Origin of the sequence: Scrofimicrobium sp. R131 (assembly GCF_040256745.1) — a bacterium.
Lineage (GTDB): Bacteria > Actinomycetota > Actinomycetes > Actinomycetales > Actinomycetaceae > Scrofimicrobium > Scrofimicrobium appendicitidis.
Map to the genome: position 1 here is coordinate 105,720 of NZ_CP138335.1, position 12,155 is coordinate 117,874.

Annotated in this window: 11 protein-coding genes and 1 riboswitch; of the genes, 5 read left to right on the forward strand and 6 right to left on the reverse strand. The window is 62.1% G+C overall.

Annotated features, from left to right (window positions below):
* Positions 1-112: 112 nt before the first annotated feature.
* Positions 113-376, forward strand: a complete 264-nt coding sequence (locus SAC06_RS00525) for a cell division protein CrgA (protein WP_350258275.1) — start codon at positions 113-115, stop codon at positions 374-376.
* Between the two features lie 213 nt (positions 377-589).
* Here SAC06_RS00525 and SAC06_RS00530 read toward each other — a convergent pair whose 3' ends face one another.
* The 3 genes from SAC06_RS00530 to SAC06_RS00540 form a co-directional block, all read right to left on the reverse strand.
* Positions 590-2,779, reverse strand: a complete 2,190-nt coding sequence (locus SAC06_RS00530) for a hypothetical protein (RefSeq protein WP_350259197.1) — start codon at positions 2,777-2,779, stop codon at positions 590-592.
* A gap of 487 nt (positions 2,780-3,266) precedes the next feature.
* Entirely contained in the window at positions 3,267-4,130 is an 864-nt protein-coding gene (locus SAC06_RS00535) for a rhomboid family intramembrane serine protease (RefSeq protein ID WP_350258276.1), read from the reverse strand.
* Complete coding sequence (locus SAC06_RS00540; protein ID WP_350258277.1) at positions 4,130-4,651, reverse strand: peptidylprolyl isomerase; 522 nt, start codon at positions 4,649-4,651, stop codon at positions 4,130-4,132. The genes SAC06_RS00535 and SAC06_RS00540 overlap by 1 nt, the downstream gene beginning before the upstream one ends.
* 380 nt (positions 4,652-5,031) lie before the next feature.
* Between SAC06_RS00540 and SAC06_RS00545 the strand changes: the two genes are divergently transcribed.
* A complete protein-coding gene (locus tag SAC06_RS00545; protein WP_350258278.1) occupies positions 5,032-5,694 on the forward strand; it encodes a hypothetical protein in 663 nt (220 codons plus the stop codon).
* 60 nt (positions 5,695-5,754) lie between these two features.
* Here SAC06_RS00545 and purH read toward each other — a convergent pair whose 3' ends face one another.
* The 3 genes from purH to SAC06_RS00560 form a co-directional block, all read right to left on the reverse strand.
* On the reverse strand, positions 5,755-7,368 hold the full coding sequence (purH, locus tag SAC06_RS00550; protein WP_350258279.1) for a bifunctional phosphoribosylaminoimidazolecarboxamide formyltransferase/IMP cyclohydrolase: 1,614 nt from the start codon (positions 7,366-7,368) through the stop codon (positions 5,755-5,757).
* Between the two features lie 26 nt (positions 7,369-7,394).
* Positions 7,395-7,484, reverse strand: a riboswitch (ZMP/ZTP riboswitch).
* A gap of 51 nt (positions 7,485-7,535) precedes the next feature.
* Entirely contained in the window at positions 7,536-8,201 is a 666-nt protein-coding gene (gene mtnN, locus SAC06_RS00555; protein ID WP_350258280.1) for a 5'-methylthioadenosine/S-adenosylhomocysteine nucleosidase, read from the reverse strand.
* A gap of 2 nt (positions 8,202-8,203) precedes the next feature.
* Entirely contained in the window at positions 8,204-8,701 is a 498-nt protein-coding gene (locus SAC06_RS00560; RefSeq protein ID WP_350258281.1) for an S-ribosylhomocysteine lyase, read from the reverse strand.
* 579 nt (positions 8,702-9,280) lie between these two features.
* Between SAC06_RS00560 and nrdH the strand changes: the two genes are divergently transcribed.
* Genes nrdH through nrdE form a run of 3 tightly spaced genes read left to right on the forward strand, consistent with a single transcriptional unit; the run spans position 9,281 to position 12,117 of the window.
* Positions 9,281-9,526 carry a glutaredoxin-like protein NrdH gene (nrdH, locus tag SAC06_RS00565; protein WP_350258282.1) on the forward strand — a complete coding sequence of 82 codons (246 nt, stop codon included), beginning with the start codon at positions 9,281-9,283 and terminating at the stop codon, positions 9,524-9,526.
* A 45-nt stretch (positions 9,527-9,571) separates the two neighbouring features.
* Complete coding sequence (gene nrdI / locus SAC06_RS00570; RefSeq protein WP_350258283.1) at positions 9,572-9,976, forward strand: class Ib ribonucleoside-diphosphate reductase assembly flavoprotein NrdI; 405 nt, start codon at positions 9,572-9,574, stop codon at positions 9,974-9,976.
* Entirely contained in the window at positions 9,961-12,117 is a 2,157-nt protein-coding gene (gene nrdE, locus SAC06_RS00575; protein ID WP_350258284.1) for a class 1b ribonucleoside-diphosphate reductase subunit alpha, read from the forward strand. The genes nrdI and nrdE overlap by 16 nt, the downstream gene beginning before the upstream one ends.
* Positions 12,118-12,155: the final 38 nt, after the last annotated feature.

Sequence of the window (12,155 nt, forward strand, 5' to 3'; positions counted from 1 at the left end):
GACGCTGTCGTACTGACAGTCTACGGGAAGCGGCACGACGGCAAATATAGACCAGCGTCCCCCGAAGGTTCCGATCGTGGTGGCGAGCGGAAGAAGTAAGGAAGTTACCCAGATGGCTGACAAGCGCAACAAGAAGAGCGGCGGCTCCCGCGGCAACGACCAGGACGTGAGTGCCCGCTGGACTGACGGGATCCCCCTGAGCCCCAGCTGGTGGGCTCCGGCCTTCATCACGGTGCTGATCGTGGGACTGCTGTACCTGGTGGTCTTCTACCTTTCCAGCGGCCGGTTCCCGATCCCCCAGATTGGCAACTGGAACATTCTGGTTGGGGTCGGCATCATGCTGGTCGGGTTCGGGATGACCCTGCGCTGGCGCTAATCACCCTCAGCTGAGCAAGACCAAGGCGGGACCGGGCAGCATCTGTGGCTGCCCGGTCCCGCACTGTTTGGGATTGGGTTACGGCTCCGTGTTTTCGTGACACCTAGGCGCTTACCGCCGCGACTGGCCAACCTACCGGTCCCGTCGGCCCCTCACCACGATCGGGGTTGAGGGGCCGACCGGCATCGTGGCAGGTGAGCCCATTTGGTCCGGTTAGTGGCCCAGGCGGTGCTTGGCCCTCCGGTTTGTGGCGATTAGTCCGGCGCCCAGGATTAGCGCGGTGAGGCCGGTGATCCATAGGAGGGGGTTCGGGTGGATCCCGGTGACTGCGAGTTCTTTGGTTACCTCGTTGTTGGTTTGGTCCGGGCCGTTGCCACTACCAGTGGGTGTGGTCACTGTTAGTTTTGCGGGTGTGCTCGTGGCTTGTCCGGCACTGTTGGTGGCGATCGCGCGGTAGAGGTAGCCGTTGTTGGTGGGGGTGCCAACCACCCTTAGCGCCCACCCGTTGGAGCTGGGGGTGGCATCCGGGTCAGCTCTGATTGCCTCCCAGGTGGTGCCCCCGTTGCGAGAGACCTCCCAAACCACCTCTGGGGTTGGGGTGCCCCCCGCCGTGATGGTGAACTCAGCCGAATCACCCAGGGTCACCATCTGGTCGGTGGGGTTTGTGATTGTGGGGGCGAGCGGGGTGGGGTTGACCGTGAGGGTCGCTGGGGCACTGGTGGCCTCACCCTGGGTGTTGGCCGCGGTGGCCCGATACTGGGTGCCACTATCTGCCAGCACACTTGAGGCGACCATCAGGGTAAGACCATCAGATGAAATGCCCTCCGTGACCGGCGCCCAGGTTTGGCCCCCATCGCGAGAGGCCTCCCAAGTCACCACCGGGGTCGGCTCCCCACTGGTGGTAACGGTGAACTCGGCCGGATCACCCTCAGTAACCGTCTGGTCGGCCGGGTTTGTGATCGTGGGAGCTGTGGGAGTGTAGTAGGTGAACCCACCCGGGTAGGTGATCGGGGTCTGAGCGATCCCGTTCAACGTCCAGGAAACCACCACATCGACCGGGCCTGCCTCATGGGCTGGGGTGACAATACTCCAGGTCCCATCACCATTATCCACCGGAACAGTGCTCTCCGGGTCCCCCGGAGTCGTCCCAGCAAGCCCATCAAACATGATCCCGGTGAGAGCAACCTCGCTCACCACCTCCACCGGAGTTGGCCTATTACGCACCGTGCCATCACCCAGCTGACCAGTCGGATTCCAACCCCAAGCATAGGTCTTACCGTCCTCACCGAGTGCGAAGGAAGAGAAACCTCCGGTGGCGACACTGGTGAAGGTAACCCCAGCCGGCACGGCCACCTCAACCGGGGTGGGTTGGTCAGTCCAGGAGGTGTCCCCCAGTTGCCCGAACTGGTTTGGCCCCCACGCGTAGGTCTTGCCGTCGTTTCCAATTGCGAGGGAGTGGGCGAAATGGGTGGAGATGCTGGTGAAGGTGACGCCGGCCGGCACAGCCACCTCAACCGGGGTGGGTTGGCGCATGCTGGAGCTGTCACTCAGTTGGCCGTAACCCCAGGCGTAAGCTTTTCCATCGTCCCCAATCGCCAATGAATGCAAGTTCCCAGCAGAGATGCTGGTAAAGGTGACGCCTTCAGGCGTGGTTACCTCGACTGGAGTCCGTTCGTACATGCCGTATTGGTCATCTGGATTACCGGATTCTACATAGCCCCAGGCGTAGGTCTTGCCGTCATTTCCGATCGCTAGCGAGGTTAAGCCTCCGGCGGAGATGCTGGTGAAAGTGACCCCTTCAGGCGCGGCTACTTCAACTGGGGTGGGCTGGTCGGTCTTGGATCCGTCACCTATGGTCCCGTAGCCGTTGCTTCCCCAGGCGTAGGTCTTGCCGTCATTTCCGATCGCTATCGAGGTGTTGCCCCCGGCGGAGATGCTGGTGAAAGAGACTCCTTCAGGCGCGGCTACTTCAACTGGGGTGGGCTGGTCGGTCTTGGATCCGTCACCTAGTTGCCCGTAGCTGTTATCGCCCCAGGCATAGGTTTTTCCATCGTCCCCAATCGCGATGGAGTGGTATGCTCCGGCGGAGATGCTGGTGAAAGTGACGCCTTCAGGTGTAGCTACTTCAACTGGGGTGGAGCGGTTGAGGCTCGATCCGTCGCCAATCTCGCCGTGTTCATTGTCCCCCCAAGCGTAGGTTCGGCCGTTGTCGGCGATTGCCACGGTGTGGAAAACCCCGGCCGACACGCTGGTGAAACTCACCTTTGGTGCCTCTATTGTGACCGCGGTGCCTCCGGTATTTGGCCCCTGGTCGGGTACGGGAGTGGCCTGGGCTACGGCCGCGGTCCCCAGGACCAGTGCGCCCACCATCGTGCTGGCGGCAACTGCCCGCCTAACTCTCACCTTCAACTGCTCTTCCTGATAAGTACTTGTCTGCGTGTTAATTGGATACAACGTACGTTACGCAGGGGCTGAGGTTCTGTCGCACGGAACCCTATGGAGGGGTTGGGTGGGAACCCCCTGGTCGAGGCCATGTTCATCAGTTGGCCGCAGGAGAGCAGGGGTCTTCGCGGAGCTGTTTATGCAGGTGGGCCTGTGGATAACCTCCGACTTACCCACAGTTTTCCACAGGATATCCACAGGGCCTGTGAGTGGAGCCGAGTCTAGCCAACGCGTGTTTGTGGCGTCGTCGTCCGGATAAGTCGCTGTTCGACCCTGTTCGAATCCTTGAGTTCACGCCATTTTTCTCTAGTTAAGTCTGTTAACAAATCGGCCGCTCCAACGACCTTTCGTCGGAGCGGCCTAGCTTTTCACCGGCTCCCCACAGTTATCCACAGGCGAATCCACAGCTGGGGAAAGTTACAGGCGTGTAGTTTCGATTTCGGGTTGCCTACCCGATGAGAGGCTGGTACAAGCCGTAGGAAATCGCGCCCAAAACGACGACCATTCCTAGGGTTGCGAGCGCCTCCCAGATGTTCTGTTTGCGCTGCGTGACACCGATGCGAGGCTGAGCCAGGACTGCGTAGATCCAGGCCATCAGTGCACCGGCAATCAGACCCCCAAGATGTCCCTGCCACGACACGCCACCGGCAGTGAAACTGTAAATCAGGTTGATGGCGAGCAGCACCAGAATCGACGTGGGGTTGATTCGGTTCCTCAGCTGCTGAACCAGAACCGCACCAAACAGGCCGTAGATTGCCCCCGACGCCCCAACGGTCCAGACCGTGAGGGATTGGGGTTGAATCAGCGCCCAGGCCAGCACTGCCACTGATCCACCCAGGGTGGACATGGTGTACAAACCTAGGAAGCGCCAGTGGCCGAGGATCTTTTCGCCGCCCGCTCCCAGGAAGTACAGCATCATCATGTTGAACAGGATGTGCAGGAAACCCCCGTGGACGAGGGAGACAGTCAAGAACCGCCACGGCTGCACTGCAGCCAGCACCGGATTGAAGGCCAAGTAGGTGTCGATGGTGGGCCAAATCTGACCGATCAGGTAGACGGCAAAGGTGACCGCCATGATCGCGTAGGTGACCACCGGGCCGGACCGAAGGCCAAGGCTGGCGGCGCGCCGCCGGTTTGTCGGCCGCGCACAGTCGACACAGATCGAACCAACCTCTGTGGGGATAGTGCACTGGGCGCAGGTCGGTCGATTACAACGCTTGCAGTAGTCGACCGCAGTCTCACCGGGGTGCCGCGGGCATTGCTCTTGCCGCGGCACCGCGGCATATTGACCAAAACGAGGCAGATCAGACATTAGTCCACAATGTCGATGGAGGAGATGACCACGTCCTGCAGGGGGCGATCCTGCGCATTCGTCGGAGTGGCAGAGATTGAGTCCACCACCGCTTTCGACTCATCGTCAGCAACTTCACCGAAGATGGTGTGCTTCCCGTTCAGCCAGCTGGTCGCGTCCGTGGTGATGAAGAACTGGGAACCGTTGGTGCCCTTCCCCATCCGAATCCCGGCGTTGGCCATCGCCAGCAGGTAGGGCTTGTTGAACTGCAGGTTGGGGGAGATTTCGTCATTGAAGGTGTAACCGGGGCCACCCATGCCGGTGCCGAGCGGGTCGCCGCCCTGGATCATGAAGCCCGGGATGACCCGGTGGAACACCACTCCGTTGTAGAGCGGCTTGGAGGTGGGCTGACCCGTAGCCGGATCGGTCCACTGGCGTTCACCAGTAGCGAGCCCGGCGAAGTTCTTCACCGTGTTCGGGGCTTCGGAGGGAAAGAGTTCAACGTTAATGTCACCGTGATTGGTGTGAATCGTAGCTTTCATTCTCCTATTTTCTCATTACCGGCCGCGGGTGTCTTCCCCCTGGGCGTGAGCTTCGTTGTGAGCGGAACGACGAGGGGTATCGTCTGGGGAGAGTTTGCCCGCAGTGGAGGCCCGGATCATCAGTTCAGGGACGTTCTCCGCGAAGGTGCGAGCAGGCTCACCGGCAAGCAGACTGACGAGCAGTTGGGCAGCTCCAGCCGCTCTCCTTACCATCCGGAACCGGTGCCAGTTCAAGCCGCTTCCCCCTCGCCCGTCACCAGATCCATAGCCGGATTAAGGTGCGTTTTGTCCGTCGGGCAGGCACAATAGGAGTTAGCTAACCCACAGAGGTTGGGTTCCAGCGGGCAACTGCCGGGGATTACTTGGGAACGAGGATCACAATGAGCCAGCACATCGATCAAGAAGAACTGAAGAAGAAGGCGGCGGAGATCAAGGACGTGGTTTCCGAGCAGGCGGTCAAGGCGTTCGAAAAGGCCTCCGAAGCCACCAAGACCGGGGTCAAGACGGCTGCCCCGCGTGTCCTGCAAGCAGTTGATGATGCCGTCAAGACTGCCAGCCCCTATGTGGACACCGCGGCCGAGCGTGCAGCCAAGCTGACTTCCAAGGCTGGCGACGCGCTGGACCAGTTCCACGAGGACATGGTCAAGGATTACCTGCCGCGCTTGAGCTCGGCGGTCGAGGAAGCGGCGGCTCGGGCCAAAGCTGAAGCTGAGAAAGTAGGAGAGACGGTAGTGGAAGCTCCAGTAGCAGCGGTCGAGGCGGCCGCCAATTCACGCGGACGTCACCGCAAGTCGGGCAAGGTTTTCCGGTGGGGCCTGCTGGCCGGGGCCGCAGCCGGAGCCGGCTACCTGCTGTGGCGGCGCTCCCAGCCGATCGAGGATCCCTGGGCGGAAGAGTACTGGGCCGACCTAGACACAGATGAGCCGGTGGAAGAAATTGCCCCCGAGGAGGTTGCGGGGGTGGAAGCTGAGGTAGCTGAGGTGGCCGACGCTGCTCCTGAGGAAACCGAGCCCGCCGCCGAAGAAGCGGGCGAAGAGAAGTAGTTTAGCCAGCAGTCGAGGGGGAGGTCCCGGTGACCTCCCCCTCGTGCTATCCCCGGCCCCCTAGTGCCAGAAGTGGCGGGTCCCGGTGAAGTAGAGGCTGATCCCGGCCGCCTGGGCGCATTCGATCACCTCGCCATCGCGGACTGATCCGCCCGGAGCTACCACTGCGCTCACGCCCGCGTCGATCAGGATTTGCAGGCCGTCAGCAAAGGGGAAGAAGGCATCCGAGGAGGCCACGGCTCCCTCGGTCCGGTTCTGCCCATCCATCAGTGTGTTGGCTCGTTCCACCGCCAAGCGGGCGGAGTCGACCCGGTTCACCTGTCCCATCCCAATCCCGACGCTGGCGCCGTCGCGCGCCAACAAAATCGCGTTTGACTTGACGGAGCGAACTGCGCGCCAGGCGAAGGCCAGATCTTCCAACTGGGCAGGCTGGGCGGCCGGGCCCGCGACCAACTGCCAGTCGGCGGGATCGTCACCAAAGGCAGTGCCGTCCTCGCGGGTGCCGTGCGCGTCGATCCGATCCACCTGCTGGGCGATCATGCCGCCCGAGATCGTGGTGAACTCCCAGGTCTCCGGGCTGTCTCCCGCCACTTCCAGCAGTCGCAGGTTCTTCTTTTGCCGCAGGATCTCCAGCGCCTCGGGCTCAAACGAGGGCGCGGCAATAACCTCGGTAAAGACCTTGGCTGCCTGCTGAGCCAATGCCACGTCGACCGGCCGGTTGGCCGCTACCACCGACCCGAAAGCCGACACGGGGTCGCAGGCAAAAGCTTCACTGTAGGCGGTGGCGACCGAGTCGGCCACGGCGATTCCGCACGGGTTCGCGTGCTTGATAATGGCCACGGCGGGCCGATCCTGATCGAAGGCGGCCCGAACGGCGGCGGAGGTGTCCTGGTAGTTGTTGTAGGACATTTCCTTGCCCCCCAGCTGCGGGGCGGTGGCCAGGCTGGGACCGGTGGGCTGGGGGCTGGTCTGCAGGTAGAGGCCGGCACCCTGGTGGGGGTTCTCCCCGTAGCGGAGCGGGTGCTCAAGGCGGTAGGTGCGTCCCCACCAAGCGGGGGCGGCCGCCTCGTCCTCCAGTTGCTGGCCGAGCCACGAGGCGATCATCACGTCGTAGTCGGCGGTGTGGCGGAAGGCGGCCAGGGCCCAGTGGCGGCGCTGGTCGGTGGAGGTCCCACCCGCGGTCAGGGCGGTCCGCACTTCGTCGTACTGACTCGGGTCGGTGATCACCCCGACCGAGCCGTGGTTCTTGGCGGCGGCGCGGATCATTGAGGGGCCGCCGATGTCGATCATCTCCACGCACTGGGCGTAGTCGCTGGTGGAAGCGATGGTCTGGGCAAACGGGTACAGGTTGACGACGACCAGCTGGAAGGGCTCGATCCCCAGGTCAGCCAGTTGCTGGCGGTGGGATTCCAGCTCCAGATTGGCCAGAATACCGGCGTGCACCCGCGGGTGCAGGGTCTTGACCCGCCCGTCCAGGCATTCGGGGAAGCCGGTCAGGTCGGCAACCTCTTGAACGGGAAGCCCGGCGCCGGCCAAGGTGGCGGCCGTCGAGCCGGTAGAGACTAGCTCGACTCCGGCCTCGACCAGGGATTGGCCCAACTCGACCAGGCCGGTCTTGTCGGACACCGAGATGAGCGCGCGGCGAATTGGGATGAGCGAAGCAGTTTGAGACATTACCGATCCTTAGACATAGGTCTGAGGCTCGGCACCCAGGCGGGCGGTGTCAAGCGTCTCTTCTGGTCCACGCGCTCCCCGGTGGTACTCCACCCACGCCAGTTACGCGTCTACGCCCATTTTAGGCCGCTAGGACGCGGGTGGGGCAAGCACCCCAGCATGTGACATCAGTCGGCCAGGTACCGTTCGACCGCCTGGGCACTGAGTTCGGCGGCCACCTCGGCCCCCACGTGAAACTCCTGCCCCGCCTCGGGTCCACACAGGTCCGAAACCGCCCGCAACGACAACCAGCCGACCCCGTGCTGGTAGCAGACCTGAGCGGCCGCGGCCGTCTCCATGTCCACCGCCAGGGCCCCGGGGAACCGTGCCCGGGTTTGCTCGGCAATGTCGGCCTGGACAAATGAGTTACCCGAGAGGACCAGCCCCGCGTGGGTAGCGAAAGCCGGAGCCTCCAGCCCGACGTACTCGGCCGGCATCTGCGGGATTTGGCCGGGCTCGTAGCCAAAGCCGGTAGCGTCAGCGTCGAAATAGCGGGCGCGCGTGCCCGCCACCACGTCGCGAACCTGCACCCGGGTGCCCAGCCCACCGGTGGTTCCGGCCAGCAGGTACCGGTCGGTGGAAAAGTGGGCGAGCGCAACCGTGGCGGCGCCGGCCGCGTTGACCAGCCCGATCCCGGACAGCACCAGGGCGACCGGTCGCTGGGCCAACTCGGCCCGGTAGAAGCGCTGGTGATCGCGGGACGAGGCGGGTCCCCCCACCTCGCTCACGTGCTGAGCCCGAGCCAGGAACGGTTCCAGTTCCTCCGTCATCGCGCAGGCAATGACGGCCGCCACCCTCACTGCTGAGCCTCGCGGTGATCCGGCCGGAAGATGGTGCTCCACTGGTCGCGGGCGGCCAGGAATTGGCGGGCGGCCTCCTGGGCTCCGGCCAAAGTGTGGTGGGCTCCCCAGCCGCACTGCACTTCGTTGGCTGCCGGTACTTCGGTGGCGGCCAGAATGTCGGTCAGAGTCTGCTCCAGCAGGGTGAGGAAATCGTCGTAGCCGATGTCCAACGTCAGGGCGTAGAAGCCGGTCTGGCAGCCCATGGGGGAAAAGTCGATCAGTCGATCGGTGTGGTTGCGCATCAGTTCGGCAGTCAGGTGCTCCAGGGAGTGGACGGTGTCCATCTCCAGGTGGGCCACGTTGGGCTGGGTGAAGCGCACGTCGTACTTAATCAGGACGTCGCCGCCAGGTAGTTCCTTGCGGTCAGCCACCCGAACGAAGGGGGCGGCCACCGCGCGGTGGTCCAGGTTGAAGGACTCCACATTCATGATGGGAGGGGTTGCATCAGTCATGCTCTAATCTTAGGGGAGCCACCGCCCTTCGGTTGAACGGGCGTATAGGTCGAATGTGAGGTGGATCCGGAACCGGTGGTGGTGGGGGGGATGCGACACGCCGAGGAGCGGGGCAATTTCCGGCTCGGATCTGGAAGATATCCACAGGGTCGGCCGGGCGGGCCGATCCCCCGCTGTGGACATTTTTTCACAACCGTCTGGGTGGTCGGAAGTGGGTGGCCGGTCGCGGTGGGAGCAACCCTGAAGCCGGAGAAACCTAGGACTCAGGACCCACTTGTCGGAGGCGGGTGGACACTTGAACCAAGACAAATTGTCGCGAAAGAGAGGAGGTGGAAATCACCCCGGTGAGAACCGTCAACACGGTCTCCACAGGGAGACCAGACTTATCCACAGGAAGAAGAGCAGCTGGGGATAGACACAACCTGTAGGGGTGGGTGCACTCTTCAACCACAAGGTGTAGTGTTGCTTTTGTGCCCAGCATTGCGTCGGGCAGAAATGACAAGCGTGTGATTACATTGGCGTCATTTCGCGGAAATGGTCTGCTCGGCGGACAGGAATGATCGAAGAAAGGGTCCTCAGATGAACGTCACCGTTTACTCCAAGCCTCGGTGCGTGCAGTGCGACGCCACTTACCGCGCACTCGACAAACTTGGGATCAAATATTCCACAGTTGACGTGACGCAGGATGCGGATTCACTGCAGTACATTTTGGGCCTGGGCTACCAGCAGGCTCCCGTCGTAGTCGTCGGGGAGTCGCACTGGAGCGGGTTCCGTCCCGACCGGATCAAGGCTCTGGCCGAAGAGTTGGTGGGGGTCGCCAACTAGGCGTTCCCCAGATCGGGATAGTTGGCAGCAGGAGGCGATGGGTCGGTGCAACCGAACGTAGTTTACTTTTCGTCCGCAACCGAGAATACGAAGCGATTTGTCGAACGGTTGGGGGTGCCCGCCCATCGCATTCCGCTTCGGCGGGGGGATGAGCCGTTGGCCATGCAGGACGATTACGTCCTGGTCGTCCCCACCTACGGGGGCGGAAACCATCGGGGAGCTGTGCCTAAACAGGTGATCAAGTTCCTGAACGATCCGGAAAATCGTTCGCACTGCCGGGGGGTGATCTCCAGTGGAAACACTAACTTCGGCACGGCATACTGCCTGGCGGGGGACATCGTTTCCCAAAAGGTGGGGGTGCCTCACCTATATAAGTTTGAGCTGCTCGGCACGCCCGAAGATGTGCAGCGCGTGAAAGAAGGACTGAGGAAATTTTGGTCGACAATCTGACTGACACCGGGCTGGAAACCGCCATGAACCCCGAGCTGGACTACCATGCGCTGAATGCCCAGCTGAACCTGTACGGACCGGATGGGACCATCCAGTTTGATGCGGATCGCAAGGCTGCCCGGCAGTACTTCCTGCAGCACGTAAACCAGAACACGGTCTTTTTCCACAACCTGCGGGAAAAGCTCGACTACCTGGTCGAAGAGGGCTACTACGAGCAGGAAGTGCTGGACCAGTACTCCTTTGAGCAGATCAAGGCTCTGTTCAAGCGGGCCTACGGGTTCAAGTTCCGGTTCCCCACTTTCCTGGGGGCCTTCAAGTACTACACCTCGTACACGCTGAAGACTTTCGACGGCAAGCGCTACCTGGAGCGGTTCGAAGACCGGGTCTGTATGGTTTCGCTCTATCTGGCACGGGGAAACTACGCCCTGGCTGAAAAGATCGTCGACGAGATCATGACCGGCCGGTTCCAGCCTGCCACCCCCACTTTCCTCAACGCTGGCAAGAAGGCTCGCGGGGAACTGGTTTCCTGCTTCCTGCTGCGGGTCGAAGACAACATGGAGTCGATCGCTCGGGGGATTAACTCTTCCCTGCAACTGTCCAAGCGCGGTGGCGGGGTGGCTCTCTCACTGACCAACCTGCGTGAGTCGGGCGCGCCCATCAAGCGGATCGAGAACCAGTCCTCCGGGGTGATCCCGGTGATGAAGCTGCTGGAAGACTCCTTCTCTTACGCCAACCAACTGGGCGCTCGGCAGGGGGCGGGGGCCGTCTACCTGAACGCTCACCACCCGGACATCATGGCGTTCTTGGACACCAAGCGAGAGAACGCCGATGAGAAGGTTCGGATCAAGACCCTCTCGCTCGGCGTGGTCATCCCGGACATCACCTTCGAGCTGGCCAAGAACAACGAGGACATGTACCTGTTCAGCCCCTACGACGTTCAGCGCGTCTACGGGAAGGCCTTTAGCGAGATCTCGGTGACCGAACACTACCGGGAAATGGTGGACAACCCGCAGATCAAGAAGCGGAAGATCAATGCTCGCCGCTTTTTCCAGACGCTGGCGGAGATCCAGTTCGAGTCCGGCTACCCGTACATCCTGTTTGAAGACACGGTGAACCGAGACAATCCCATCGCCGGTCGGGTGACCATGTCGAACCTGTGCTCAGAGATCCTGCAGGTCTCCGAGCCCAGCGAATACAACCCGGACCTGTCCTACGCGCACGTGGGGAAGGACATTTCCTGCAACCTGGGTTCCCTGAACATTGCCAAGGCGATGGATTCGGAGGACTTCTCCCTGACGGTAGAGACGGCCATTCGGGCGCTGACCGCGGTCTCGGATCTTTCCAACATCGAGTCGGTCCCCTCAATTGCCAAGGGCAACGCCCGCAGCCACGCGATTGGGCTGGGGCAGATGAACCTGCACGGTTACCTGGGTCGGGAGCGGATCCACTACGGTTCCGAGGAAGGCCTGGACTTCACCAACATCTACTTCATGGCGGTGGCGTACGAGGCGATCAAGGCTTCGAACAAGATTGCCCGGGAGCGGGGGGAGACCTTCGACGGGTTTGAGAAGTCCAAGTATGCCAGCGGGGAGTACTTCGAGAAGTACGTGAACCAAGACTGGGTTCCGCAGACTGAGCGGGTCCGGGAACTGTTCGCCAACTCCTCGGTGAAGCTGCCCACCCGCGAAGACTGGGCCGAACTGGCCCGGGACGTGGCCCAGTACGGGATGTACAACCAGAATCTGCAGGCCGTTCCGCCGACCGGTTCGATCAGCTACATCAACAACTCGACCTCTTCCATTCACCCGATCACCTCCAAGATCGAGATTCGGAAGGAAGGGAAGATTGGGCGCGTTTACTACCCGGCGCCCTACCTGACCAACGACAACCTGGAGTACTTCCAGGATGCCTACGAGCTCGGCCCGGAAAAGATTATCGACACCTACGCTGCGGCGACCCAGCACGTGGACCAGGGCCTGTCGCTGACGCTGTTCTACCCGGACACGGTGACGACCCGGGAGCTGAACCGCTCTTACATCTACGCGTGGCGGAAGGGGATCAAGACCCTCTACTACGTGCGGATCCGCCAGATGGCGCTGGAGGGGACCGAAGTGGAGAACTGCGTGTCCTGCATGCTCTAGCAGCCAGGCACTAAGCCAAGAGTTGGCCCGGGGACTAG